This is a genomic window from Dactylosporangium sp. NPDC049140 (genome assembly GCF_040648435.1).
The window spans coordinates 147,520-172,664 of the sequence record NZ_JBEZDS010000018.1; the positions used below are offsets into that span (position 1 = coordinate 147,520).

General features: G+C 73.8%; 22 protein-coding genes. 13 read left to right on the top strand and 9 right to left on the bottom strand.

The genetic code is table 11. The features are described 5' to 3' along the window. Nucleotides 1-282 precede the first annotated feature (282 nt). On the bottom strand, nt 283-1,641 hold the full coding sequence (locus AB0B76_RS27685; RefSeq protein ID WP_360380877.1) for a fatty acid--CoA ligase family protein: 1,359 nt from the start codon (nt 1,639-1,641) through the stop codon (nt 283-285). Beyond that, nucleotides 1,631-3,160: an NAD(P)-binding domain-containing protein gene (locus AB0B76_RS27690; RefSeq protein WP_360380879.1), complete on the bottom strand. Its 1,530-nt coding sequence runs from the start codon at nt 3,158-3,160 to the stop codon at nt 1,631-1,633. The genes AB0B76_RS27685 and AB0B76_RS27690 overlap by 11 nt, the downstream gene beginning before the upstream one ends. Nucleotides 3,161-3,223: 63 nt before the next feature. Here AB0B76_RS27690 and AB0B76_RS27695 point away from each other — a divergent pair, with 63 nt between their 5' ends. The 8 genes from AB0B76_RS27695 to AB0B76_RS27730 are packed head-to-tail and all read left to right on the top strand — an operon-like array spanning nt 3,224 to nt 12,599. Next, nucleotides 3,224-4,702 (top strand): aromatic amino acid ammonia-lyase, encoded by a 1,479-nt coding sequence (locus tag AB0B76_RS27695; protein ID WP_360380882.1) that lies wholly within the window; start codon nt 3,224-3,226, stop codon nt 4,700-4,702. 5 nt (nt 4,703-4,707) lie between these two features. Then, entirely contained in the window at nt 4,708-6,234 is a 1,527-nt protein-coding gene (locus AB0B76_RS27700) for an NAD(P)-binding domain-containing protein (RefSeq protein WP_360380884.1), read from the top strand. Beyond that, nucleotides 6,224-7,249: an alpha-hydroxy acid oxidase gene (locus tag AB0B76_RS27705; protein ID WP_360380886.1), complete on the top strand. Its 1,026-nt coding sequence runs from the start codon at nt 6,224-6,226 to the stop codon at nt 7,247-7,249. The genes AB0B76_RS27700 and AB0B76_RS27705 overlap by 11 nt, the downstream gene beginning before the upstream one ends. Further along, complete coding sequence (locus AB0B76_RS27710) at nt 7,246-8,574, top strand: cytochrome P450 (RefSeq protein WP_360380889.1); 1,329 nt, start codon at nt 7,246-7,248, stop codon at nt 8,572-8,574. Before AB0B76_RS27705 ends, AB0B76_RS27710 begins: the two co-directional genes overlap by 4 nt. After that, entirely contained in the window at nt 8,571-9,842 is a 1,272-nt protein-coding gene (locus AB0B76_RS27715; RefSeq protein ID WP_360380892.1) for a cation:proton antiporter, read from the top strand. Before AB0B76_RS27710 ends, AB0B76_RS27715 begins: the two co-directional genes overlap by 4 nt. Before the next feature lie 17 nt (nt 9,843-9,859). After that, complete coding sequence (locus tag AB0B76_RS27720) at nt 9,860-10,531, top strand: response regulator transcription factor (RefSeq protein ID WP_360380894.1); 672 nt, start codon at nt 9,860-9,862, stop codon at nt 10,529-10,531. After that, the gene (locus AB0B76_RS27725) at nt 10,528-11,883 is read left to right on the top strand and encodes a HAMP domain-containing sensor histidine kinase (RefSeq protein ID WP_360380896.1); all 1,356 of its coding nucleotides are present in this window, start codon (nt 10,528-10,530) and stop codon (nt 11,881-11,883) included. The genes AB0B76_RS27720 and AB0B76_RS27725 overlap by 4 nt, the downstream gene beginning before the upstream one ends. A gap of 32 nt (nt 11,884-11,915) precedes the next feature. After that, on the top strand, nt 11,916-12,599 hold the full coding sequence (locus AB0B76_RS27730; RefSeq protein WP_360380899.1) for a GPP34 family phosphoprotein: 684 nt from the start codon (nt 11,916-11,918) through the stop codon (nt 12,597-12,599). A gap of 113 nt (nt 12,600-12,712) precedes the next feature. Here the strand turns inward: AB0B76_RS27730 and AB0B76_RS27735 are convergent, their stop codons facing one another. After that, nucleotides 12,713-14,416, bottom strand: coding sequence for a S8 family serine peptidase (locus AB0B76_RS27735; RefSeq protein ID WP_360380902.1), 1,704 nt, complete (start codon nt 14,414-14,416; stop codon nt 12,713-12,715). 138 nt (nt 14,417-14,554) lie between these two features. Between AB0B76_RS27735 and AB0B76_RS27740 the strand changes: the two genes are divergently transcribed. After that, the gene (locus AB0B76_RS27740) at nt 14,555-14,908 is read left to right on the top strand and encodes a DUF3616 domain-containing protein (RefSeq protein WP_360380905.1); all 354 of its coding nucleotides are present in this window, start codon (nt 14,555-14,557) and stop codon (nt 14,906-14,908) included. Between the two features lie 12 nt (nt 14,909-14,920). Here the strand turns inward: AB0B76_RS27740 and AB0B76_RS27745 are convergent, their stop codons facing one another. After that, nucleotides 14,921-17,515, bottom strand: a complete 2,595-nt coding sequence (locus AB0B76_RS27745) for a transglycosylase domain-containing protein (protein ID WP_360380907.1) — start codon at nt 17,513-17,515, stop codon at nt 14,921-14,923. 127 nt (nt 17,516-17,642) lie between these two features. On the opposite strand from AB0B76_RS27745, the gene AB0B76_RS27750 reads away from it, so the two are divergent. From AB0B76_RS27750 to AB0B76_RS27760, 3 genes are read left to right on the top strand one after another with little or no spacing between them, the layout of a single operon-like run. Next, on the top strand, nt 17,643-17,960 hold the full coding sequence (locus AB0B76_RS27750; RefSeq protein ID WP_360380909.1) for a metalloregulator ArsR/SmtB family transcription factor: 318 nt from the start codon (nt 17,643-17,645) through the stop codon (nt 17,958-17,960). Next, nucleotides 17,957-18,394: an SRPBCC family protein gene (locus tag AB0B76_RS27755; RefSeq protein ID WP_360380912.1), complete on the top strand. Its 438-nt coding sequence runs from the start codon at nt 17,957-17,959 to the stop codon at nt 18,392-18,394. The genes AB0B76_RS27750 and AB0B76_RS27755 overlap by 4 nt, the downstream gene beginning before the upstream one ends. A gap of 22 nt (nt 18,395-18,416) precedes the next feature. Then, on the top strand, nt 18,417-18,743 hold the full coding sequence (locus AB0B76_RS27760; RefSeq protein ID WP_360380915.1) for a YciI family protein: 327 nt from the start codon (nt 18,417-18,419) through the stop codon (nt 18,741-18,743). A 4-nt stretch (nt 18,744-18,747) separates the two neighbouring features. On the opposite strand, the gene AB0B76_RS27765 is transcribed toward AB0B76_RS27760, so the two are convergent. The 4 genes from AB0B76_RS27765 to AB0B76_RS27780 form a co-directional block, all read right to left on the bottom strand. Beyond that, on the bottom strand, nt 18,748-20,502 hold the full coding sequence (locus tag AB0B76_RS27765; protein ID WP_360380918.1) for a hypothetical protein: 1,755 nt from the start codon (nt 20,500-20,502) through the stop codon (nt 18,748-18,750). 106 nt (nt 20,503-20,608) lie between these two features. Next, nucleotides 20,609-21,091 (bottom strand): S26 family signal peptidase, encoded by a 483-nt coding sequence (locus AB0B76_RS27770; RefSeq protein ID WP_360380921.1) that lies wholly within the window; start codon nt 21,089-21,091, stop codon nt 20,609-20,611. Further along, nucleotides 21,088-21,864 carry an ATP-binding cassette domain-containing protein gene (locus tag AB0B76_RS27775; RefSeq protein ID WP_360380924.1) on the bottom strand — a complete coding sequence of 259 codons (777 nt, stop codon included), beginning with the start codon at nt 21,862-21,864 and terminating at the stop codon, nt 21,088-21,090. The genes AB0B76_RS27770 and AB0B76_RS27775 overlap by 4 nt, the downstream gene beginning before the upstream one ends. A 33-nt stretch (nt 21,865-21,897) precedes the next feature. Then, on the bottom strand, nt 21,898-23,067 hold the full coding sequence (locus AB0B76_RS27780) for a hypothetical protein (RefSeq protein WP_360380927.1): 1,170 nt from the start codon (nt 23,065-23,067) through the stop codon (nt 21,898-21,900). Between the two features lie 16 nt (nt 23,068-23,083). On the opposite strand from AB0B76_RS27780, the gene AB0B76_RS27785 reads away from it, so the two are divergent. Continuing rightward, nucleotides 23,084-24,112 carry a hypothetical protein gene (locus tag AB0B76_RS27785; RefSeq protein ID WP_360380929.1) on the top strand — a complete coding sequence of 343 codons (1,029 nt, stop codon included), beginning with the start codon at nt 23,084-23,086 and terminating at the stop codon, nt 24,110-24,112. Here AB0B76_RS27785 and AB0B76_RS27790 read toward each other — a convergent pair. After that, on the bottom strand, nt 24,051-25,112 hold the full coding sequence (locus AB0B76_RS27790) for a hypothetical protein (protein ID WP_360380932.1): 1,062 nt from the start codon (nt 25,110-25,112) through the stop codon (nt 24,051-24,053). The genes AB0B76_RS27785 and AB0B76_RS27790 overlap by 62 nt on opposite strands. Nucleotides 25,113-25,145 lie beyond the last annotated feature (33 nt).

A 25,145-nucleotide genomic window follows, 5' to 3' on the forward strand; every position in this document is an offset into this window, starting at 1 on the left:
TCATCGACCACACCGGGCCCAACCGGCGGCATCCGTAGCCGGCGTGGCGTCGAGGTCATCGGACCGCCAGCGCATCGATGTAAATACAGGCGTGAATCTCGCAGCTCCTGTGATGCGGATCATCGGAGTGCCTTCCGGTCGGTGGCACCGGACGTGGGCCACTACCGGGGAGCGTCCACCCCGCGCGCGGGGGCGACTATGGCGTAATACCCACAAGACCTGTCAGGTGCACGACACGCGCCGGCGCAGATCCTGAGCGGGGCGCCCCCCACTGCGAGCCAGCTAAAGGAACAGCCCCCGTTTGTCCGGCTTGCCGCTCGGGGCCAGCGGGACCTCCGAGATCAGCTCGATCACCGCGGGCACGGCGGCGTCGCCCAGCGTCGCGGCGACCGACGCGCGCAAGCGGGCGATGTCCGGGGTGTGGCCGTTCGCCGGGACGATGAAGGCGTGCACCGCCTCCCCCGTCTCGAACGACGGGCGCGCCACCACGTACGCCTCCGCCACCGACGGGTCCGCGCCCAGCACGCGCTCGATCGGGCCCGCGTACACCAGCTCCGCGTTCACGATCACCACGTCGCGCGCGCGGCCCGACAGGTGCAGGTAGCCGCGTGGGTCCACCGACGCCAGGTCCCGGGTGCGCACCCAGCCGTCGCGGAACACGTCCGCGGTCTCCGCCGGATCGTCCCAGTAGAACGACGCCTGCGAGGGCGTGCGCACGTAAAGCTCCCCGTCGCGGACGTCGAGCGAGTGCCCGGCCGGGGGGCGGCCCACGGAGGCGAGCACCGTAGGGTCGGCGAGCATCTCGGCCGGGGTGGCCATGGCGATCATGCCCGTCTCGGTCTGGCCGTACCCGTGGAAGACGACCGGCCCGAGGACCGACAGCGCCTCGGCCAGCCGGGCCGGCTCCAGCGGCGAGCCCGAGACCATCAGCGCCCGCAGGGTGCCGAGGCCGGCGGGCCGGGACCTGACCAGCTGGTGCAGCTTGCCGACGGTGATGACGCTGCCCGTGGCGCCGTGTCGCTCGATCATGTCCGGGAGGCTCGACGGCCGGGCCGCGACCAGGGTGCCGCCGGCGGCCAGGGTCAGGATGCCGTACTCCAGCATCACCTGGCTGGCCAGGGAGCCGAACACGAGGTAGCGCTGCAGCCGCGCGGCCAGCTCGGCGATCGCCGGCGGCCAGCGCGAAGGGTACGGCGCCCAGGCGGCGCTCATCGCCGCGTACGTCTGCGCGCAGCCCTTGGGCCGGCCCGTGCTGCCGCTGGTCCAGATCAGCCGGGCGACGTCGGCCGGGCGGCCCGCGGCGCGCAGGGGGCGCCCGTCGTCCGCGAAGGCCGACAGGGACCGGAGCCGGGCCTCGTCGACGACGAGCTCGCCGTCGGTGAACGGCCGGGCCGATACCGTGGCGCCGACGGTGAACGCGGCCAGGGTGGCGGCGAACGCAAAAGACGAAACGCCGAGTGAGAGCACCACCGGGGTGCCCGGTCCCGCCCCGAGGGCCCGGAGCCCGGCCGTGATCCGCCGGACCTGCCCCGCCATCGCGGAAGCGGTCACGACGAGCGGGCCGTCCTCGAAGACGGGCCGGTCGTCGCCGGTGGCCAGCAGATCGAGGACGGGCTGGGGCCAGACGCCCTCATCCGGCATCGGCGAGGACTTCCTTGATGAACGACGACAGAGGCTGCTGGTGTACCTCGGGCAGGTCCCAGTCGTTCTCGAGGTTCTCGGCGAGGTGGTGTTCGGCGACGACGGCGGCGCCGCGGTACACCCGCACCACGGGGTGCAGGTAGCTGGCGTCGTGCGCGGCGGCCGCGTCGTTCTCGGCGATGCGCGGCACCGTGATGTCGAAGGGGTCGACGGTGTCGTGGTCCGGGCCGTACTCCAGCGTCGTCACGAACGCGAGCGGAACGTCGCCGAGGCCGCCGTCGCGCAGGAAGGCGACGGGCACCTCCTCCAGGTACGTGCCGTCGGCGAGGACCACGTCGGCGAGGACCCCGAACTGCTGCCACAGCGCCGAGGTGCGGTTGACGCGGGCGATGATGGCGTCGGCGATGGCGTCGGGCGCGGCGTCGACCACTGTGGACGGCCACGGGGTGTCGTGGTGGCGCACGCCCAGGATGCGGTGCAGGGCGCGCACGCCGTAGCGGAAGCCGTGGATGAACCCGTTCGTCGCCTTCTTGAAGTCGCGCTGCTGGGTGAGGGTGCCGGCGAAGTAGAGCCCCGGCACGTTCACCGACTCGAAGGCGGAGGTCTGCGCCGGGAAGCGGTCGTCGATGACGAGCGCGGGCCGGGCCGAGTCGTCGAAGATCGAGGCGTCGAAGCGGAACCCGGTGGCGAGGATGATCCGGTCGTACTCCAGCCGGCGCAGCTTCTCCACGGTGCGCGCGTAGCGGAAGTCGATGCTCAGCCCGCCGTCGGCGCGGCGCTCGATGCGCTCGACGGTGCCGTCCAGCACCGCGTTCTGGCTCTTGAGCTGGTACGTGTCGAGGAAGTTGTTGTTCACCGCCCGCAGGTGCCCGACGTAGTGGGTCTGCCAGGCGAGCTTCACCGAGTGCGGGCCGGCGACGTGGATGACGGCGGCCGTCCCGACGAGGGCGTCGGCGGTCTCGAAGGCCGAGTTGCCCTTGCCGATGATGAGGACCCGCTGGTTGGTGAAGTCGTCCGGGTTCACGCTGACGGTGTCGTAGCGCTCCGCCAGCTCCGCCCCCGGGATCGGCGGCACGTACAGCCGCGACACCCCGGTGGCGACGACGACCCGGCGGGCGGTGAGGTCGCCGGCGACGAACACGCCATCGTGGAAGGCGATGCGTGAAACCCGGGTGTCGTAGCGCACCTTCAGGGCCAGGCGCCCGGCGAAGTCGGCCAGGTAGCGCACGAAGTCGTCGGCCGGTGGGAAGTACCGCCGGCTGTAGTGTTTGAACAACAACGACGGGTCGTCGCTCAGCAGCGAGTTCCAGTCGGCCCGGAGGTTGAACTCCGGGTCCTCCGACCCGGTCCAGACCTTGTTGATCGAGATCAGCGTCCGGTGCCGCGGATAGGTGGCGAAGAACGTGCCCGGCGCCGGGCCGGCCTCGAGCACCAGGTAGTCGCGGCCGTCGCGCTCCAGCAGAGCGGCCAGCTGCAGCCCGGCCGGGCCGGCTCCGATGATGAGGTAGTCCAGCGTCATGCGGCGCACCGTAACGAGCCGATTTCAGAACGTTCTGAGAATCGGTCTCTAGCGTCGCCTCCCATGACGCCAGAGGTTGACCTCGCGGCGCCGCTGCGGATCGCGGACCTGCTCGCCGCCCGCGACCCGATCCGGGTCACGGCCGGGGCGGCGGTCCGCGACCGGGTCGGGGCGGCGCGCGCCTTCCTGTCCAAGGTGCTCGGCGACGACCGCGCGGTGTATGGCAGCACCACCGGCTTCGGCGCCCTCGTCGGCTACGCGGGCCGCGCCGACCTGCGCGACCAGGCCGACAACACCCTCGCCCACCTGGGCGCCGGGCACGGCCCCGACATCGACCCGCACGTCGCGCGGGCCACGCTGCTGATGCGGGCGTGGTCCCTCGCCCGCGGCGCGTCCGGGGTCTCGCCCCACGTCATCGACGCCCTCGTGGCCATGCTCGGCACGACGTTCGTCCCGGCGATGCCCCGCTATGGCTCGGTCGGGGCCAGCGGCGACCTGATCCCGCTCGGCGCGGCCGCCCAGGCCCTGCGCGGCCGCGGCCACGCCTACCTTCTCGGCGAGCGGATGCCGGCGGCCGAGGCGCTGCGCAGCGCCGGCCTGGAGCCGCTGCCGCTCGACGGCCGCGACGCGCTCGCGCTCGTCAACGGCACCTCGCTCACCACGGCCGCCGCGGCCCTCGCGCTGGCGTGCACCCGGGCCGCGCACCGGGCCGTCCAGCGGCTCACCGGCCTGCTCGCCGACCTGCTCGGCAGCGACCCGCAGTTCCTCGACGAGCGGCTGCTGCGGGCCTTCGGCCACCCGGGCGCGATCGCCGTCGGCGCCGCGATGCGCGGGTTCACCGCGGGCCTCACCCCGTCGGGCAAGCGCCCGCTGCAGGAGCCCTACAGCCTGCGGTGCTCGCCGCAGCTGCTCGGCGCGGCCGAGGACGCCCTGCGCTACGCCGACGGGGTCGTCGCGGCCGACCTCGGCGGGGTCAGCGACAACCCGCTGTTCTTCCCCGGCGACGACGCCGTCGTGCACGGCGGGAACTTCTTCGGCCAGCCGGCCGCGTTCGCCGCCGACGTGCTGTCGATGGTCGTCGCCCAGGTCGGCAACCTCGCCGAGCGCCAGCTCGACCTGCTCGTCGACCCGCACCGCAACAACGGCCTGCCGCCGATGCTCGCGGCCGGGCCCGGGCAGCAGCACGGCCTGCAGGGCGTGCAGCTCGCCGCGACCGCGCTCATCGCCGAGATCCGCCGCGACGCCATGCCCGCCAGCATGCAGAGCCTGCCCACGAACCTGCACAACCAGGACGTCATCCCGCTGGGCAACCAGGCCGCGCTGCGCGCCCTGGACCAGGCACGGCTGCTGCGCCTCATCGTCGGGTCGCTCGCGGTAGGGCTGCGGCAGGCCGTGTACGTGGGGGCCCGCCCCCCGACCGCGCCCGGCAGCCGCGAGGTGCTCGACGCCCTCACGGCCGCGGTGCCCCCGATCGACCCCGACCGGCCGTTGGAGGACGACGTGCGGCGCGCCGCCGACGCCGTCGAAGAGCTCGAAAGGTGACCGACGTGACGCTGGACTACCTGATCATCGGGGCCGGCCCGGCCGGGCTGCAGCTCGCCGCGCTGCTGCAGGCCGAAGGCCGCCGCGACTACCTCGTGCTGGAGGGGGCCGAGCGGCCGGGCGCGTTCTTCGCCCGCTTCCCCCGGCACCGGCAGCTGATCTCGATCAACAAGCCGCGCACCGGCACCGACGACCCGGAGCTGAACCTGCGCGTCGACTGGAACTCGCTGCTGAGCGACGACCCGGAGCTGCTCTTCACGCGCTACACGCCGCGGTACTTCCCCCAGGCCGACGACTACCTGCGCTACCTGGCCGACTTCGCCGAGCGCCTCCGGCTGAAGGTCCGGTACAACACCCGGGTCGAGCGCATCGCCTTCGCCGACGGCGTGTTCACGGTGGACGGTCACACCGCCCGCCGGGTGGTCGTCGCCACCGGCGTGTCCAGGGCCTACGAGCCGCCGATCCCGGGCTTCGAGCTCGCCGAGCACTACGCGGACATGTCCGTCGACCCGAACGACTACCTGGACCAGCGGGTGCTCGTCATCGGCAAGGGCAACTCGGGGTTCGAGACCGCCGACGCGCTCATGGAGACGACCACCGTCATCCACCTGGCCGGGCCGAGCTCGGTGCACATGGCCTGGCGCACCCACTACGTCGGGCACCTGCGCGCGGTGAACAACAACTTCCTCGACACGTACCAGCTGAAGTCCTCCAACGCGGTCCTCGACGGCCAGGTTCGCCGCATCGAGCGCGACGGCGACGGCTTCAAGGTCACGTTCAGCTTCTCCCGGGCCGACGAGGTGGAGAAGGAGCTGCGCTACGACCGGGTCCTCGCGTGCACGGGCTTCCGCTTCGACGCCTCCATCTTCGACGACTCGGCCCGCCCGGAGCTCGTCATCAAGGACCGGTTCCCGGCGCAGACCTCGGCGTTCGAGTCGGTGAACGTGCCCGGCCTGTACTTCGCCGGCACGATCACCCAGCCGCGCGACTTCAAGAAGTCCACGAACGGCTTCATCCACGGCTTCCGCTACGGCGTGCGTGCCCTGCACCGCATCCTCGAGTCGCGCCACCACGACACCCCGTGGCCGGCGACGCCGCTGAAGGCCACCCCGGAGGCGATCACCGACGCGATCGTCGCCCGGGTCAACCGCACCTCCGGGCTGTGGCAGCAGTTCGGCTTCCTCGGCGACGTGGTACTGCCCGACGGCTCCTACCTGGAGGAGGTTCCCGTCGCCTACGTGAGCGACGGCGGGCTCGGCGAGCTGCCGCTGGCGTTCGTGGTGACGCTGGAGTACGGCCCCGACCACGACAAGGTCGACCCGTTCGACATCACCGTCAGCCGCATCGCCCAGGACACCGTCGGGCGGGCGCACGACGCCGCCTACCTGCACCCGGTCGTGCGCGTGCACCGCGCCGGCGAGGTCGTCGCCGAGCACCACCTCGCCGAGAACCTCGAGAACCGGTGGGACCGGCCCGACGTACACGTGCGGCCCCTCGCGGAGTTCGTCGCCCGGCAGCTCGATGCTCGCTGAGCTGCGGGCCCGGGCGCGGGACCGGCTCGAGCCCGCGCACTGGGACTTCTTCGAGGGCGGCGCCGGCGACGAGCGGACCCTGCGCGGCAACGAGGCCGCGTTCGAGCGCATCCGGCTCGTCCCGCGGGTGCTGCGCGCGACCGGGCCCCGGGACCTGCGCACCACATTGCTCGGCACCGGGCTGGCCGCGCCCGTCCTCGTCGCCCCGACCGCGTTCCACCGCCTCGCCCACCCCGACGGCGAGCTCGCTACGGCCCGCGGGGCGGCCGAGGCCGGCACGGTGCTGGTCGTCAGCATGGCCGCCACCGCGCCCGTCGAGGCGATCGCGGCCGCCGGGGGGCCGTGGTGGTTCCAGTTGTACCTCCAGCCCGACCGCGAGTTCACCGCCGCGCTCGTGCGCCGGGTCGAGGCGGCCGATTGCCGGGCCCTCGTGGTGAGCGCGGACTCGCCGGTGTTCGGCCGCCGCGAGCGCGACCACCGGCACGGCTTCCACGACCTGCCGCCCGGCCTGGCCTGCGAGAACCTGCGCGACGCGACCGGCGCGGTGCGCACCATCGCGATGGACGCCACGCTCGGCTGGGACGACATCGCCTGGCTGCGCGGCATCACCGGGCTGCCGATAGTGCTCAAGGGCGTGCTGCACCCGGCCGACGCCGGGCTCGCCGTCGAGCACGGCGTCGCCGGGCTGGTGGTGTCCAACCACGGCGGCCGCCAGCTCGACGGGGCGATCGCGAGCATCGAGGCGCTGCCCGCGGTCGTGCAGGCGGTCGGGGGCCGGCTGCCGGTGCTCGTCGACGGCGGGGTCCGGCGCGGGGCCGACGTGGTGGCCGCCCTCGCGCTCGGCGCCGACGCCGTGCTCGTCGGGCGGCCGGTGCTGTGGGGGCTCGCGGCCGGCGGGGCCCAGGGGGTACAGACGCTGCTGTCGCATCTGTTCGAGGACGTCGACCGGGTCCTCGCGCTCGTGGGCGCCCGGACGCCGGGCGAACTCACGCCCGATCTGGTGGCCGCCCGATGATCTGGGCGCTGCTCGGGCTCGCCGCCGGTCTGCTGTGGACGGCGCCGCGGTGGCTGCCCGCCGTCGTCGTCGGCGTGCGCGAGTGGATCTTCCGGCGGGTCAACGGCGAGGAGGGCATCCCGGTGCCGGGCCCGCTGGTCGGGGCCGAGCAGTTCGAGCGCGTCTACGCCGACGCGGCGGCCGACGGGCGCAGCCGCGGCGCCGGGCTCTCCGACCTGTTCTGGTACTGGCTCGCCCCCGGGCCGCAGATGCACCAGGAGCACCTCGAGCCGGGGGAGCGGTACCGCCAGGTCGCCCGGGCCACCCGCCAGGTCCTCGCCGTGCCGCACGCCCGCTCCGACGAGCTGGCCACGGCGGCCACACGGCGCCGGCTCGACGCGCTGCCGCCCGGCCGCACCGCGCACGTGCGGCTGCGCGACCTCATGATGCCGATCTGGGCCGAGGTGTACTACGAGCTGGTCTTCGCCGAGCCCTGCCCGCCCGCGGCCCGCGAGCTCATCGTGGCCAACGCCGACGACGTGGTGACCGCGCTCAAGGGCACCTCGCTGCGGCACATGGACCGCCGCGACCGGCTCACCCGCTACCTGCTCGGCCGCATCGAGGACGGCACCTGCCCGGTGGTGCTGCCGGCCGGGTTCAGCGCGCGGGAGACGGCCTGGTACGTGCAGGGCGCGTTCTTCAACACCGCCGTCGTGCAGATGTCCGAGGCGATGGCGCACGTGCTGCTCAGCATCGCCCAGCACCCGCACCGCCCCGACGTCGACGACGACGACGAGCTGGACCGGTCGATCGACGAGACCCTGCGCGTGCACCCGCTGTTCGGCGTCGCGCACCGCATCACCTCGGCCCCGATCGTCGTCGACGAGCGGGTGACCCTGCCGGCCGGCTCCGTCCTGCTGTTCAACTACCTCGCGTACCAGCGCACCGGCCCGGCCGCCGACGACGCCTTCGACCCCGACCGGTGGCTGCGCGTGCCGAGGCGGGACGCGCACTACATCCCGTACGGCGTCGTGGCCAACCGCGCCTGCCCGGCCCGCGGCGCCGCCCCCGTCATGCTGCGCGCGGCCACGCGGGAGGTGCTGCGGCGGTACTCCCTGAGCTCGGGCGCCGCCCACACCCGCTCGCTGCCGAGCCGCGGCCCCGCCTACCTCACGCCCGCCGGGGCCCGTGCGCCCGGCCGGCTCCGGCTCGCGGCGCACGCGTCGCGCGACCGCTGGGCCGGCGCCGGACGCTCGCTCACCCAGTTGGTCTGTGGAACGTACATGGTTCTCGACGCCCGCCGGCAGCGGCTGTGCGCCAACTACTTCCAGGAGGTCCGGCCGTGAAGCCCACCGAGCTCGCCCCCGCGTTCTTCGTTGCCGTCGCCGTGATCCTGCTCTTCTGCAAGGGCGTGTCCTGGCTGCTGGGCAAGGCCGGCCAGCCGGCCGTGGTCAGCGAGATGCTGGCCGGCGTCCTGCTGGGCCCGTCGCTGCTGGGCCTGCTGCTGCCGGGCGTGGAGCACTGGCTCTTCCCGGCGCCGCTGCTGCCGGTGCTGTACGTCGTGGGCCAGATCGGCCTCGTGCTGTTCATGTTCCAGGCCGGGTACGCCTTCGCCGGCCACCGCGCCACCCGCATCGCCGGGACGGCCGGCGCGGTATCGGTCGCCGGCGTCGCCGTGCCGCTGGCGCTGGGCGTGCTGCTCGTCGTGTTCACCGACGGGCTCGCCCCGGTGCAGAAGGAGGGCACGCCGCTCGGCGTCACCGCGGCCTTCGTCGGCGTGGCCCTGGCGATCACCGCGTTCCCGATGCTGGCCCGGATCATCACCGAGCGCGGGATCGAGGGCACCCGGTACGGCTCCCTGTCGATGGCCAGCGGCGCCCTCGACGACATGGCCGCGTGGATCATGCTCGCGGTCGTGCTCGCCGTCGCGTCCGGCGAGGCCCGGCCGGCGATCGTCACCGCCGGCGGCGCGGTCGTCTTCGCCCTTGTGCTGTGGTTCGGCGGCCGCCGCGCGGCCGGCGCGCTCATGGCCAGCGACCGCGTCGGCGACCGGGGCCGGCTGCTCGGCACCGTGGCGCTGCTGTTCGCGGTGGCCTGGTACACCGACAAGATCGGGCTGTACGCGGTGTTCGGGGCGTTCGCCGCCGGCGTCGTGATGCCCCGCACGCCGAAGACCGACAAGGTCGTCGACACGCTCACCCCGGTCGCCGCGATCGTCTTCCTGCCGCTGTTCTTCACCTTCTCCGGCCTGCGCACCGAGTTCGGCCTGCTCAGCAACCCGGCGGTGCTGCTGTTCGCGATCGCCTGCGTGGTGCTGTCCGTCGCCGGCAAGTTCGGCGCGTGCTGGGCCGCGGCCCGCCTGCGCGGCGAGCCCAACGCCGTGGCGCTGCGCGTCGGCGCGCTCATGAACGCCCGCGGCCTCATGCAGCTCATCGCGCTCAACGTGGGCCTGGAGGCCGGCATCGTCGGCCCGGCGCTGTTCACCGTGCTGGTGCTCGTCGCGCTCGTCACCACGATCATGACCACCCCGGTGCTGGCCTGGCTCGACCGCCGCGCCGCCGTTTCCGCAAGCCTTCCGGAAAGAGACGCCCATCACTTCCCGGTTGCCCGTTGAGGGTGCATTGTCATCGTGTGCGTGCTGCGGAGCCCCCGCGGCTCCTCGTCGTCGAGGACGACGAGGAGCTCAGTGAGATGGTGAGCGAGACGCTGGTCGACGAGGGCTACGTCGTCGACCGGGCGCATGACGGCCAGCGCGGGCTCCACTTAGGCCTGACCCGGCCCTACGACGTCATGGTCATCGACCGGCTGCTGCCTGCCCTCGACGGGCTGGACCTGGTCGCCCGGCTGCGGTCCCGCTCGGTGCCGGCCCGCGCGCTCATGCTCACCGCGCTCGGCACCGTCGGCGACCGTATCGCCGGGCTCGACGCGGGCGCCGACGACTACCTCGCCAAGCCGTTCGACCTCGACGAGCTCAGCGCCCGCATCCGCGCCCTGGTCCGGCGCACCCCGGCGCCGGCCGAGTCGCTGCGCCTGGGCGGCGGCCGGCTCGACCTCGTGGCCCGCGACGCCCTGCTGCCCGACGGCACGCGGGTCGCCCTGTCCACGCGCGAGTTCGAGCTGCTGCGGGTGCTGGCGGCGCGGCCGAGCGCCGTGCACTCCCGCTCGGAGCTGCGCCGGCGGGTCTTCGACGAGGCGGCGGCCGCGTCGATCGTCGACACGTACGTCTACTACCTGCGCCGCAAGCTGGGCCGCCCCGTCGTGCGCACCGTGCACGGCCTCGGCTACCGCCTCGGCGCACTGTGATCCCCGTCGAAGAGGTGCTCGTCCGCCGGGCCCGGCTGCGTCTCGGCCTCGGGGTGGGCCTGGCCATCACCGCGCTGCTGGCCCTGGCCGGCGGGATCTCCTACGCGGTGCTGGTGCGCAGCCAGGAGGCCCAGATCCGGCGCGAGCTCGCCTGGGGCGCCGCCAACGGCACCGTCCCCGGCCCGCCCGCGTGCAGCTGGGTGTTCTGGTACGAGCGCGGCGCCTTCCGCGGCGCCAACACCCCGCCCCCGCCCGGCCTGCCCGTGGTCGTCGACGCCGAGCTGGTCGCCGCCACCGGCCGGCCGCACGACTCCCGCCTCACCCGCGACGGCACCCGGTACTACGTGCACACCGAACGCCGCGGCGACCGCGTCGTGCAGGTGGTCTTCGACGCCCGCTTCCAGCTCTCCGACCGCCGCCACCTGCTGTTCGCGTTCGCCCTGGCCGCGCTGGCCGGCCTGCTGGCCGCGGTCCTCACCGGCGTGCTCGTCGGCCGGCACGCGGTGGCCCCGCTGGTGGACGCGCTGGCCCGGCAGCGCCGGTTCGTCGCCGATGCCAGCCACGAGCTGCGCACCCCGATCGCGCAGGTGCACACCCGCGCCCAGCTCCTGGCGCGCCGCGCCGCCGGTGCCTCGGCCGACGGCTTCTCGTGGGCCTCCGAGAAGGACCCGGACCCGGGGATCGACGAGCGCGACCTCGTCCGGCTGGTCGCCTCGACCCGCCGGCTCGGCGAGATCGTGGAGGAGCTGCTGCTCTCGGCCCGCCTCGCCGCCTCGCCCGACGACCTGCCCGCCGCCTCGCCCGTCGACCTCGCCGTCCTGGCCGCCGACGCCGTCGCGGCCGAGTCGGACCTCGCCGCCGAGCGCGGCCGGACCATCACCGTCGCCACCCCCGGCGGCCCGGTGCTCGTCGCCGGCATCGAGTCGGCCCTGCGCCGGGTCCTGAGCGAGCTGCTCGCCAACGCCCTGGCCCACCTCCCGCCCGGCGGCCGCATCGCCGTGACGGTCCGGCGCACCGACCACGCCGAGGTGACCGTCCAGGACACCGGCGCCGGCTTCGACCCGGCCGACGCCGAGCGGATCTTCGACCGCTTCCACCGCGGCGCCGGGGCGGGGGAGCGCCGCCACGGCCTCGGCCTGGCCCTCCTGCGCGAGGTCGTGACCGGCCACGGCGGCGCCATCACCGCGCACAGCCACCCGGGCCGGGGCGCGAGGTTCACGGTACGTCTGCCGCTGCTCACGCTCGGTCGCCCGCCCCGCGCCCGGCGGGTGGCCCGGCCGCGCTGGCACCGCCGCGGCGATCCGGCCTCCGCGGGCCGCGCGCCCGGGCCGGACCCGCGGTGGGGGGCTTGACCCCTGGCGGGTACGCGCTAACGTCCCGGGTCATGGGTTCAGTTGCGTTGGCCGAGGAATTACTCCTGCTCGCCTACGATGACGAGTCGGGCCGGGCGACCGGCTCGCACATCGGCCTCGACCTCGGCATGGCCGCCGCCGTGCTGGTCGAGCTGGCACTGGCGGGCCGGATCGCGTACGTCGGCGGCACCCTGGTGGTGACCAACTCCGCCCCGACGGGCGAGCCGATCGCCGACGAGGTGCTGACCCGGGTCGTCGCCGACACGCCGCACACGCCGTCCTCCTGGCTCCAGCGCCTCCGCCACGGCCTGCGCGACCGCGTCCTGGCCGACCTGTGCGCCAAGAACGTCATCTGCGACGTCGACGAGACGACCGCGGACGGTTACATCCACCTCCACCGGTACCCGACGATCGACCCCTCGGTCGAGGCCGACGTCCGCGACCGCCTGAGCCGTGCCCTGATCGGCGACGACCAGCCCGACGAGCGCACCGCCGCCCTGGCCACCCTGATCGGCGCCGTGCGCATGGAGCCGACCCTGGGCCTGACCGGCGCCGACGTGCGGGCCGCGCACGAGCAGCTGGAGAAGATCTCCGACCACGCCGGCTTCACCGGCACCGTGAGCATGGAGGAGTCCTCGATCCGCCCGTCGGTCGCCCTGGTCGTCGCGGTCCTGGTCAAGGCCATCCAGACGGCCCTGGGCACCGCCAAGGCCTGACCCCCGCAGCGGCGCACCCCGCAACCGCGTTCGTCAGCCGGGCACGGGCTCGGACGCGGTCTCGGCCGCGAGTGAGCCGGGGCCGCCCCGGAAGGCGGCCCCGGCTCGTGTGCTCAGCGGTGCTCCCACCAGGCGTGCGCGGTGACCGCGGCGTAGGCGTCGACGATGCCGTGGCCGTAGAAACCGTTGAAGTGCGTGCCGCCCTCGCAGAGGGCGTCGAACTCGGGAGTACGACCCACGTTGACGTACGACACCAGCGGCGGGTTCGGGCACGCGTGCTCCGAGGCCGTGGCGTAGAGCAGGTACTCGACCTTCCAGGGCTCCAGGCCGAAGCCGTTGCGCCCCTGCTTGCTGCCGTGCGCGCTGACGATCAGCGCCGCGACGCCGGTGGCGTGCGGCGAGGCCATCGAGGTGCCCTGCAGGTACGTGTAGTACCCGCACTGCCCGACCGCGTTGCACTGTTTGAAGACCGAGTCGGCGAAATCGGGCACGACATTGCCCGCCTCGTCGACCGAGCCCTCCTCCTGCAGCACCTTCTTCGGGTACGTGGACAGGATCTCGTTGCCCACGGTCCGATAGGTGTCGGTGCCCAGGCCGTCCCGGAAGTAGCCGCCGGGCGCCGAGACGCCGACGCGCTCCAGGCCGTAGTCCGAGTAGTCGGACTTGTTCAGCGACGGGCCGAGCGCGGACACGCCGATGACGAAGGGGCCCTCCGTCGGCAGGTCCCAGCACGTGCTGTTGTCGACGGGCCGGTCGTAGGCCGTGTCCACCGGGTAGTCCGGGCTGGAGATGTCCGTGCGCGGCTTGCCCTTGTCCTCATGGTTGTTGCCCAGCGCGCTGACGAGGGTCACGCCCTTGCTGTGCGCGTAGGTGAGGGCACGGAACATCGCCTTGATGATCGTGCGCTGCTCCGCCTGGTCGGCCGCGGAGTCGGCCGGGTTGGCGACGCAGTTGTACAGCCACGGGTCGACGTAGAAGGACATGTTCACCACGTCGATGCCGTTGTTCGCCGCGTGCACGAGCGCGTTGACGGTGGGCTCCAGGAAGAAGTACCCGGAGTCCTGGCCGCCCTTGAGCTCGACCAGCGACACGTTCGGCGCGACACCGGAGACGCCCAGGCCGTTGGCCGCCGCGCCGATCGTGCCGGCGACGTGCGTGCCGTGGCCGCCGTCGTCGGTACCGACCGGGTCGAGGCAGCTCGCAACCTCACACGGGCCGTCGATGTCCACCATGTCCGGCGCGAAGTTCTTCGACAGCGCCCAGTTGAAGTTCGGGGCGATGTCGGGGTTCGACGCGTCCACGCCGGTGTCGAGGATGCCGACGGTCACCCGCTTGTCGCCGGCGTTGACCTTGCGCGCCTTGTCCGACTTGACCGTCGTGAGGCCCCACAGCTTGTCGTCCAGCGGGTCCATGCCGGCCGTGGCCGGCTTGTTGCCGCCCTTCTTGGCGGCCGCGGCCGCCTGCTGTGCCTCGCGTTCGACGTTGCCGGGCTGCTCCTTCTTCGGAGCCCGGCCGATCGAGGCCTTGTGCGTCGCACCGACGAGACCGGCCGTGTTCGCGGCCTTCTCGACGAAGCCCTTCTGCGGCGCGACCACCGTGTACATCCCCACGTCGGTGTTGCCCGCCACCACCTTGCCGCCGGCCTTGGCGATGGCGGTGGTGGCATCGGCCGTGGAGACGTTGTCCGCGGCCACGACCGTGTACTCGGTCGTCGCCCCGGCCTCGGCGTTGGCGGGGGCGGACACGAGCCCGGCCGCCGTCAGCGTCAGCGTCGCGGTCAGTACCGCGGCGCCCGTGAGCCTCTTCTGGTATCCCACATAACCTCCCTGGTCGAGGGAATGGGGACATGAGACAGGAGGCTCCGGGTCGGCGGAACCCTCGACGGCGCGGAACGGAAACTCAAGGGTCGTCCCTAAGTGATCATTCCTATGTCGCGACGATGTCACGATGGGTGGGTGACAGTCGACCAAACCGTGCGGTTGTACCTGGGCGAACGCTCTCGCGCCGCGACCACCCACACGAACCTGTCGGCCGTGCGCGCCGACGGGCCGGTGCTCTGGGTGGCCGGCGACGAGACCGCGACCGTCGAGCGGCTCGTCGCCGACGACCCGGGCGATCCCCGGCGCTACGACGGCGAGACCAGCTTCCGCCTCGCCGACCTGGTGCCGCTGCCCGGCGTGGACGCCGACGAGGAGGCCGACATCGAGGGCCTGGCGCGCACGGGCCGTTCCTGTGGGCCATCGGCTCGCACAGCCTGCGCCGCAAGCGGCGACGGCGCGGTGCTCGCGGACCTCGTCAAGCTGCCCTGAGAGTGCTCGGGCTCAGCGGCGCCGGGTCGGGCCCGGGTTCGCCTGGGTCGGGTTCTGGCCCGGGCCGCCCGGGAAGCCCGGGAAGTTCGGGTCCCCGGGGATGGCCGGCGTCGGCGAGATCCCGTCGCCCTCCTTGTCGCCGGTCATCGGCGCCTTCGGGAACTTGAGCTTCGGCATGTTCATCTTCGCCAGCGCCGCGCTCATGAAGTCGTTCCAGATCGGGCCGGGCAGCTTGCCGCCGATGATGTTGTTGCCCTTGGAGTCCTTGATCGGCTGCTCGTCCTTGGCGTTGCCGACCCAGACCGCGGCGGCCAGGCCCGTCGCCTTCTTGCCCGGGTCGTACGGCGCGAAGCCGCCCATCCAGGCGTGCGCGTTCGAGGTGGTGTTGCCCAGCTGCCAGGTGCCGGTCTTGCCGGCGAGCGTGTACGGGGACTTGAGGCCGTAGTGCACCGGCACGCCCGTGAGTACCTTGGCCATGTCGTCGGCCATCTGCTCGGTGAAGCCGGGGATGCGGGTGCCCTTGAGGATCTCGCCGTAGGTCTTCGTGGCGCCGGTCCACACCTCCTTGAGGAAGTGCGTCTTGAAGGCCGTGCCGCGGGCGGCGATGGTCGCCAGGCCGCCCGCATGGTCGAGGACGGTGATCGGGTACTGCCCGAAGCCCACCTCCTCCTGGAAGTACTTCGGGGCGACGTCCGCGCCCTTCAGCTTCGTGAGGTCCATGCGCTGCGGCTGGTTCTGGCCCTGCACCGTCGCCCACATGTCGCGGATGCCCGCCGCGCGTGCCGTGTCGATCACCCGGGCCGGCGTCAGCTTGAGCGTGATCGCGTAGAACGGAACGTTGAGCGACTGGACCGTGATCTCCTCGAGCGTGCACCAGTGCCCGGACCCCGAGTGGCACTCCGGCTCGACGCCCTCGGTCGCGTTCTTGACCTGGTTCTTCTTCGCCGCGGTGCGGCCCGGGAAGTCCCGCGGCACGCCGTCCCACATCGAGTCGATGGAGTACCCGGCCATCAGCGCGGTCGCGAGCGTGTACACCTTGAAGGTCGAGCCCGGCGGGTGCCCGCCGCCGCAGCTCTCCTGGCCGGTGCCGAGCACCGGGTCGACGTAGTAGCTCGCGTAGTCGCAGCCGTTGCCGCTGTCGCCGCCGTAGTACGCCTTCACGCCGCCGTTGCCCGGCTCGACCGCGACCAGCGCGGCCTGCAGGTTCGGCGGCTGCTTGTCCATGTTCGACTCTTTGTTGCGGCTGGCTTCGCGCACCGCGATCTGCTGGATGTCCTTGTCGATCGTGGTCACGATCTTCAGGCCGCCGTTGCGGATCTTGTCGAAGTTCTTCTTGCCGTCGGAGTCGGTGTCCTCGTAGAGCAGCTGCCCGGTGCGCGGGTCCTTGAGCTGCGAGACCTCGCCGAGCACGTGGTGGACGATCAGGCCCTCGGGCCGGGTCAGGTTCTGCGCCTGCACCGCCCGGTCCCGCGCCTGCGCCGGGGTGATGACGTTGTCCGGGAACTTCATCCGGGTGTCGGCCTCGGCCGCCTTGACGAAGTCGAGCTGGACCATCTGGCCCTTGATGTAGTTGAACCGGTCCTGCGCCTGGGCCTTGTCGATGTTCGGGTCGAAGGGCGAGCCATTGCCGCTGCCCTCGGGGTTCTTGACCAGCCCGGCCAGCAGCATGGCCTCGTTCGTCTTGAGGTCCTTGGCGGGCTTGGCGAAGTAGGCCTGGGCGGCGGCCTCCACGCCGTAGGCGCCGCGGCCGAAGTAGACGATGTTGAGGTACATCGTCATGATCTCGTCCTTGGAGTACTGCTGGTTGAGCTTCAGCGCGATGACCGCCTCGCGGACCTTGCGGGCGTAGGTGACGCCCTCGAGGTCGGCCCAGCGCCGCGCGTACTGCTGGCTGATCGTCGAGGCGCCCTGCCGGTCGCCGCCGCTGACGTTGTTCCACGCCGCCCGCACGACGCCCTTGTAGTCCACGCCGTCGTTCGTGTAGAAGGTGTTGTCCTCGGCCGCGACCACCGCGTGCTGCATGTCGACCGGGATGTCCTTGAACGCCAGCACGGTGCGGTTCTCGCCGATGCTGCCCATCCGGGTCTGGCCGTCGGAGTAGTAGATCGTCGTCGACTGGGCCAGGGAGATGTCTTCGGGCAGCGCGACCTGGTCGAAATAGTACGTGCCGGCGACCATGCCGATGCCCGCGATCATGATGAACGCGGCGATCGAGGCGATGGTGATGTTGCGCCGGCGCCGGCGCTTGGCGCGCTTGCCGATCGAGCTCTTGCTCTGGCCGTCCCCCGGTTCGGGGACACCGCCGGAGGAGCTGATGACGGAAACGGAGGCGCTGCCGACCGTCGCGCGGCCGCCGAAGGCGGGTGGGCCGCCGACGGAGGCGCGGCCGCTCGGGACCGACGCGCTGCCCACGGTGGCGCGGCCGCTCGGGATCGATGCGCTGCCGGTCACGGGAGCGCCGGCCCGCCCCACGGAGGCGCGCCCAGCGGGTGGACCGGCTGGTCGATAGCCCGGCCGGTCGTGGTCTGCGCCGGGCGTGGAGAGCGCGCCGGGAATGCGCGCCCGCCCGGAGATCGGTCCGCCCGTACTGTTGGCGTCCTTGTCCACGCGGCCGAGGGTACGGGCTTCCATCGATCCGGGCGACCCCCTTCACGCATCGCCACGCGCCAAATCAACGCACAGTTACTGAAGTGATCGCTTGACCATTGGGCCCCGCCCGGCCTACGGTGGAGTCGTGATCGAGGACGGCGAACGGTCACTCGACCAGGTCTTCCACGCCCTGGCCGACCCCACCCGGCGGCGCATCGTCGCCGAGCTCGTGCGGGGCCCGGCGTCGGTCAGTCGTCTCGCCGGCCCGCTCGACATGACCCTGTCCGCGGTGCTGCAGCACCTGCAGGTGCTGATCGACAGCGGCCTGGTGACGTCGGCCAAGGCCGGCCGGGTCCGCACCTGCGCCGTCGACCCCGCCGCGCTGCGACGGGCCGAGGCCTGGCTGGGCGGGCAGCGCACCGCCTGGGAGCGCCGCCTCGACCGGCTGGAGGAGGAGCTGTGACGGACCGAACCGTGCTGCACGCCGCACACACGCTGGAGCGCACCTACCCGCGCCCGCCGGCCCGGGTGTTCGCGGCGTGGTCCGACCCGGCCAGCAAGGCCCGCTGGTTCGGCGGCGACCGCCACGAGCTCGACTTCCGGCCCGGCGGCCACGAGACCGCGCACGGGCGCGACACCGAGGGCCGGGCGCTGCGGCACGAGGCCCGGTACGAGGAGATCGTCCCGAATGAGCGGATCGTGTACACCTCGACGCTGTCGTCCGACGGCGTCCCGGTCACCATCTCCGTGACCACGGTCCAGTTCCGGCCCGCCGGGGAGGGCACCGCGCTGGTGCTCACCGAGCAGGCCGCCTACCTCGACGACCGCGAGCAGCCGGCCTGGCGCGAGCGGGGCACCGGGGACTGGCTCGACGCCCTCGGGCGGGAACTGGCCTGACGCTCTCGAAAGGAGCCCCACCATGGCGAAGTTCATGACCATCGGCTACGGCGACCAGCAGGGCTACGACCGGACCGACCCGGCCGTGCGCGACCGCGCCCACGCGCACGACGCCCGGCTGCGCGCATCTGGCGTCGAGGCGGCCATGGCCGGCTCGCCGGTCCAGGTCCGCAACCACGCCGAGTCCGGCCCCACCGTCCAGGACGGCCCGTTCATGACCGCGGCGCTGCCGGTCGCCGGCTTCGCGGTCATCGAGGCCGAGACGCTCGACGAGGCCGTCGCGCTCGCCTCCGCGACGCCGTGCGCGGTCGCGTACGGCGTCGTCGAGGTCTGGCCCCTGCGGGACTGACGCGCTACTTGCGCGCGGACCGCCGGTCCCGCGGCCGGGGAATCGCCACCGCGAGCTCCTCGGCCGGCACGTCCCCGGCCGGCTCCGTCTGCTCGTGCTCATCGAGCCGGCGGGCGGCGTTCCAGAGGAAGCCCAGCACCGCCGCCCAGCTCAGCACGGCGAGCACGAGGTAGCTCCAGTGGTTGTGGTGGCGGATCCACACGCCCACGAACCACAGCAGGCTCGTCCAGGCCACGTTGGCCGCCACGAACAGGTTGGTGACCAGGCGGGGCAGCACCGTGAGCATCGCGCCGAGGACGATGAACAGCAGGGCCATCATGGCGTACGAGCCCTGGTAGATGGTCGGGTCGGTGCCCGGGTGGCCCGGCCCGAACAGCACCAGCGGCCAGATGACGAGGTTGATCCCGGCGACGATCGCCATGATCTTGAGGCGGGGGACGTCGAGGACCGCCGCCAGCCGGCGCCGCAGCGCGGGGACGGCCGGCACGACCAGCGCGAGCGTGAACAGCCCGAGGCCGAAGAGGACGAAGGACATCTCCTCCCCGCGCAGAATGCCCATCGGCCCGGGGCCGGCCAGGTAAGGGGCGGTGATCCGGCGGCCGAACAGCGTCTCGAAGTTCGTCAGCTTGTTGTGCACGATCTGCCAGAAGGTCAGGTCGCCGTAGTTCTCCAGGAACAGCTCGGTGAGCGTGCGCTGGTCCGTGCCGAACGCCGGCTGCCACTGGCCCGCGATGTGCCACTTGAGCAGCTGGTCGCCGGGCGGGTCGACGAGCTTCTGGTACGCCGTCCACGGCGCCTGCATCAGCAGCCCGGCGACCGCGATGAGCCCGACGTGCGACCACGAGGGGCGGTACCGGCGCCACAGCAGGAGCACGCCCATCGGCAGCAGCGTGAACGCCACGCCCGCGTGCGCCACCATCGCGGCCCCGGCCGCGAAGCCCGCCAGCAGCCACATGGAGCGGGCCGGCCGGCCGAAGAACAGCAGCGCGAACGCGGTGAGCGTCAGGCTCGCGGCCAGCAGCTTGGGCCAGACGAAGACGCTGTTGTACACGAAGAAGCCGGTGAAGAGGAACATCGTGAGCACCACGACGAGCCGGTAGCCGCTCAGGCGCAGGCAGCGCAGCAGCGCCCACACCGAGGGCACCACCAGCACCTGTAGCAGCACGGTGAGCGTGTGGTAGCCGAGGTTGCGCAGCAGGCCGGTGCCGGTGATCGGGTTCTGCAGGAGGACGGCGCCGGACTGCAGCGGCGGCCGGGCGCTGCCCTGCCAGTCCCAGACGGGGGTGCGGGGCTTGCGGTCCAGGATGTGGTCGGCGAAGAACTGGGGCAGCACGTTGTCGCCGGTCAGGCCGGAGAGGTGGCACGCCTCGTTGAGCTCGTGCAGCTCGGGCCGCAGCGTGCAGCCGAAGGTCGCGGTGACGAGGAAGAGCGTCAGCAGGTACAACAGGATCAGCGGCGCCGCGACGTCGACGTCACGCAGCAGGAGCCGGTCCTCGGGCCGGGCCAGGAGCCGTGCGACGGCGGCGGCCGCGAGGGCCGCGGTGAGGTAGCTGTAGACCGTCCCGGCGGTGACGTCGGCGAGGTAGACCCAGACGGCCGCGTAGCTGAACACCGCCCCGACGACGCCGGCCACGGGCACCACCAGCCACCTGGCGATCAGCTCCCGCCGCACCAGCTCCAGCCCCAGCAGGAGCCCGGGCGCGAGCAGCCAGGCGGCCTGCACCAGCAGCAGGACCGGCGAGAACAGCCCGTTGGGCATCGCGCGCACCTCCCCCGAACGCCCCCACGCGCGCGCGTGGGCAGCGCACGCACTGTACGGCACCGGGCCGGGTGAGCGGGACACCCGCTCGGCTCACCCGGGGTGCTCAGGTGGTGGTGACCGCGAAGCGGCGCAGGGCCACGCCGACGACGTTCGCGGCCGGGAGGTAGCCGTAGGCCCGCGAGTCGTGGCTGACGGCCGGGTTGTCGCCGAGGACCACGACCATCCCGGGCGGTACCGTCGCGTGGCCCAGTGCGGCAAGCGACGGCACACGGTCCACCGGGGCCGGGTCGCCCGGGACCGCGGCCACGCGCTCGATGAGGAGGCGGTCGTCGGGCAGCACGGCGCGCACGGGCGTGTCGGCGAACGCCGCGACCGTCTCGATCCCGGGCGTGTCCGGGCTGCGGAAGATGACGATGCTGCCCGTGCGCAGGCGCTCCAGGCCCGCGCGGCGCACGAGGAGGCGGTCGCCGCCGCGGTACGACGGGAGCATGCTGCGGCCGTGGTCCGTGACGACCAGGTAGCGCCGGCGGGCCACGAGCGCGGCGAGGGCCAGCGCGGCGAGCAGGGCGGCGGCGCCGGCGATCACCGGGGCACCGCCGCGGCCTCGGCGGGGTCGGCGTAGCCCCGGGCCTGGAGGCGGAACAGCGCCGCGTAGCGCCCGCCCGCGGCGAGCAGGGCGGCGTGGTCGCCCCGCTCGGCGATGCGGCCGCGGTCGAACACGGCGATCACGTCGGAGTCGCGCACCGTGGACAGGCGGTGCGAGATGAGCAGGTTGGTGCGGCCGCGCCGGGCGGTGCGCAGCGCCGCGTGGATCTCGTGCTCGGCCTCGGGGTCGAGGCCGGAGCTCGGCTCGTCGAGGATCATCAGGTCGGCCTCCGTTCGCAGGAACCCGCGGGCGATCGCGATGCGCTGCCACTGCCCGCCGGACAGCACGACGCCGTCGTCGTCGCCCTCGCCGTAGAACTCGCGCGTCAGCAGGGTCCGGTAGCCGCGGGGCAGCCCGCGCAGGGTCCCGCCGACCCCGGCGCGGGCGGCCGCCGCCTCGATGCGGTCCGGGTCGTCGCGGGCGCGCAGGTCGCCCAGCGCGATGTTGTCGGCGGCGCTGAGGTCGTACGCCATGAAGTCCTGGAACACCGCGCCCAGCCGGGACCGCAGCGCCGCCGGGTCGGCCTCGCGCAGGTCGAGCCCGTCCCAGGTGATCGTGCCGCGGGTCGGGTCGTAGAGCCGGCACAGCAGCTTGACGAGCGTGCTCTTGCCGGAGCCGTTGAGCCCGACCAGTGCGACGGTGCCGCCGGCCGGGATGGTGAGGTCGACGCCGGGCAGCACCCACGGGTGCTCGTCGCTGTAGCGGAACCACACGATGGGTGTTCGGCATGCTGTCAGGCCGCGCTATCACCGCCCTAAGCGCTCGCTAACCCGCAGTAGCGGCCCGCGTACCGCGAGCCCGGCGACCAGTGCCAGTACCGCCCCCGTGGCGCCGCCGGCCGCGACCAGCCACCAGCCGGCCAGCGCGGTGACGGCGAGCGCGGCCGCGCCGCTGAGGGTCGAGCGGGCGCGGGCGCGGTCGTCGCCGCTCTCCACCACGAACCCGGCCCAGGTGATCGCGGTGTAGACGGCGATCTCGGCGGCGACGGCCGCGGCCAGCAGCGGGCCGCTCGGGCCCCACGCGGCGAGCGCGGCGATCCCGGCGGCGGTGACGGCCACCGCGGCGGCGGACGCGGCCCGGGCCAGCCGGCGCACCGCCGGGGCGGCGCGATCCGGGTGGGCGCGCAGCCACGCCGAGAGCCGCGGCTGCCACAGGCGCAGGAGGTAGCCCCAGAGCATGCCGGCGGCGCCCGAGACCAGCATCGCCACGTAGAACGCGCTGACCTGGGTGGCGGCGGCCCGCCCGGCCAGCTCGGCGTACAGGATCGGGACGCCGGCCAGGGCGACGGCCTCACCGGTGGAGAGGAGGGCGACGGCCCGCAGCGCACCGGCGACCTCGGCCCGTGACAAGGCCGGGCGCGAAACGCCGGTGCGCCCCAGGGCGGCGAGCAGCACGGCGCTGACCAGCCCGGCGGTCGCGGCGAGGGTCCCGAGGACGGTGGCGACGCCGGCCCCGCCGAGCAGCGCCAGGGCGACCGCGACCCCGTAGCCGGCGGCGATCGCGGTGAACGCGGCGGCGTCGGCGTGCGCCGCCCCGCGCAGGCGTAGCAGGCCGACGAGGACGGTGGCGGTACCCGTGCCGGTGTACAGCGCGGCCGCCGCCGCGTAGGTGACCACCCCGGGGGCGAGGAGCGCCAGGACCGGCCCGCCCAGCAGCGCCGCCGCGAAGGGGGCCGCGGCGAACCACGCGAACAGCGGCTCCAGCCGGCGCCCGCCCGGGCCGCCGACGAGCACGAGCGCGGCCCGCTCGGTGCCCCCGGAGAGCGCGAACAGCCAGCTCATCACGCCCGAGGCGGCGGCGTACCCGGCGAAGGCGACCGGGCCCCAGGCGGCCAGCAGGGCGATGCCGGCCGCGTACTGCGCGACCCTTGCCACACCCCGCCCGGCCACGAGGACCGCCACCGTCCGCGCTCGCATCCCTATATTTAAGAACATGGAACTCAAGGTCGAGTTCGCCGACGCCGGCCGGCCCGAGCCGCCGCCGGGCTGGGAGGACTTCGCCGGCACGGGCGCGGTGCACCCGGTGTGGCGCTGGTCCGTCGTGCACGCGGCGGCCGGCCCGCGCCGCGGCCGCGCGCTGGCGGCGGTGCTGCGCGACGGCGGGGAGGTGGCCGGCCTGGTGTACGCCCGGCTGGCCGGCCCGGCCGGCACGCTCGCCGACGTGTGCTGCCCGGGCTCGTCCTCGATGCCGGGCCTGGTGCTGCGCGGCGGCCTGCCGTCGGTGCTCGACCCGGCGGGTTCGGCCGGCTCGGCGAGGGAGGACGGCGGCCGGCTGCTCGCCGCGGCGCTGGCCGCGTTCGAGGCGGCGCTGCGCCGGGAGCACCGGCGGGTGCGCGCGGTGGCGTACCGGTCCGTCTTCGCCGGCGAGCTGCCGATCGTGGCCGGCCGGCTGAGCCTGGTCGGGCGGGGGCTGCCGGTCACCGTGTTCACCAACAGGTTCGCCGACTACGAGCGCTACCTGGCCGGGCTGAGCCAGTCGCGGCGGGCCAGCCAGCGCCGCCAGGTGAAGCTCGTCGCGCGCGAGCCCGGGCTGGAGGCGTCGTTCGGCCCGCTGGCCGGGCCGGTCGACATCGCCCGGTTCAACGCCCTGGCCGATGCGACGAGCGGCCGCCACGAGGCCCGGCGGTGGCCCCCGCCGCGGCGGCTGTCGCATCCGCTGCGGGCCGCGCTGGCCGCGGTGCCGGGCGTGCTGGCCGCCCGCTACGAGCGCGCCGGGGAGCTCGTCGGGCTGGGGATCAACTTCGACCATCCATCGGTACCGCTGGCCGGCCCGTGGGGTGCCCTGGACCCGCACGCGGGCGGGCCGCACGGGCTCTGGTTCGACCAGCACGCGCGCATCCTGCGGTGGGCGATCGAGTCCGGGCGGGCCGGCGTGATCGGCGGCAAGGGGCTCGTGGAGCTCAAGTGCGAGCTCGGCTACGAGGTGGTGCCCCAGTGGCTCGTCCTGCGCCGGCTGCGTTGAGCCGCCGCAGCACCGTGAACTGCGGCACCGCCTCGAAACCGAGCTCGGCCTTCTGGGCCATCAGGCCCTTGCCGGCGATGTACCCGCCGCGGCCGGACTCGATCGCCCAGCGCAGCGAGCGCGCGAAGTGTTCGTACCAGATGCCCGACCGGCCGCCCTCGTGCGGGTCCAGTGCCGCCCACGGCCCGGCCAGCGGGGCCGCCGGGTGGTCGAAGGTGATGGTGGCCCCCACGAGCCGCCCGTCCGCGGCGGTGTAGCGCAGCAGCCGCGCCCCGGGCACGGCCGCCTGGGCGGCGTGGAACTCCAGCGACCAGCGCCGCCGCGGCGGGAACCGGCGGCGGTGGTTGCGCCGGTCGGTCTGCTCGGCGAGCTCGTGGAACGCGGCGGCGTCGAAGCGCTCCGGCGGCGGTCCGAAGTGGACTGTCACGCCCGCGTCGCCGTCGGTCTGGCGCACCAGCCGGCCCTGGTCGCGCCGGCGCTTGTTCGGCAGCGTCGCGAGGTACTCCGCGTAGCTGCCGAACCGGTTGCGCAGCACGGCCACGTCGTCGCCGCGGCGCACCAGCGCGACGCCCCGGGCCAGCGCCGGCAGGGCCGCGGCGTAGACCTGCCGGTACGACACGGCCCGGACGCGCCGCCGCCGGCCCAGGGCCGCCTCGAACGCCGCCGCCACCGCGCCCAGCCGCGCGTGCGGGCCGGGCGCCAGGCCGGGGGGCAGGTCGCCGGGCAGCGCCACGCCGGGCAGGGACATCGAGCCGGGGCACTCCACGTCGGCCACCGTCCCGCCCGGACCGATGAGCCGCGCGTGCACCAGCGCGACCACCTCGTCGCCGTCGCGCACCACGGCCGCGACCGTCGCCCCGTTGCGTGCGGCCGCCACGGCCCGCACCAGCGACCAGTCCCACACCGGGTGCAGGGGCGCGGCGCGAACCAGCTCGGCCCAGCCCGCCGGCGGGTCCGGGGCGGTGGGGTCGGCGAACTCCACGGCGAGCTCCGCGGTCATGGACAGCAGTTTACGGCCATCGATACCCCGTAT

Bases quoted from the DNA above. Each gene is read 5' to 3' on its own strand.
- AB0B76_RS27690 (WP_360380879.1), bottom strand. From the start codon at position 3,160: ATGACGCTGGACTACCTCATCATCGGAGCCGGCCCGGCCGGGCTGCAG.
- AB0B76_RS27785 (WP_360380929.1), top strand. From the start codon at position 23,084: ATGGAACTCAAGGTCGAGTTCGCCGACGCCGGCCGGCCCGAGCCGCCG.
- AB0B76_RS27765 (WP_360380918.1), bottom strand. From the start codon at position 20,502: ATGCCCAACGGGCTGTTCTCGCCGGTCCTGCTGCTGGTGCAGGCCGCC.
- AB0B76_RS27760 (WP_360380915.1), top strand. From the start codon at position 18,417: ATGGCGAAGTTCATGACCATCGGCTACGGCGACCAGCAGGGCTACGAC.
- AB0B76_RS27730 (WP_360380899.1), top strand. From the start codon at position 11,916: ATGGGTTCAGTTGCGTTGGCCGAGGAATTACTCCTGCTCGCCTACGAT.
- AB0B76_RS27790 (WP_360380932.1), bottom strand. From the start codon at position 25,112: ATGACCGCGGAGCTCGCCGTGGAGTTCGCCGACCCCACCGCCCCGGAC.
- AB0B76_RS27710 (WP_360380889.1), top strand. From the start codon at position 7,246: ATGATCTGGGCGCTGCTCGGGCTCGCCGCCGGTCTGCTGTGGACGGCG.
- AB0B76_RS27685 (WP_360380877.1), bottom strand. From the start codon at position 1,641: ATGCCGGATGAGGGCGTCTGGCCCCAGCCCGTCCTCGATCTGCTGGCC.
- AB0B76_RS27780 (WP_360380927.1), bottom strand. From the start codon at position 23,067: ATGCGAGCGCGGACGGTGGCGGTCCTCGTGGCCGGGCGGGGTGTGGCA.
- AB0B76_RS27695 (WP_360380882.1), top strand. From the start codon at position 3,224: ATGACGCCAGAGGTTGACCTCGCGGCGCCGCTGCGGATCGCGGACCTG.
- AB0B76_RS27705 (WP_360380886.1), top strand. From the start codon at position 6,224: ATGCTCGCTGAGCTGCGGGCCCGGGCGCGGGACCGGCTCGAGCCCGCG.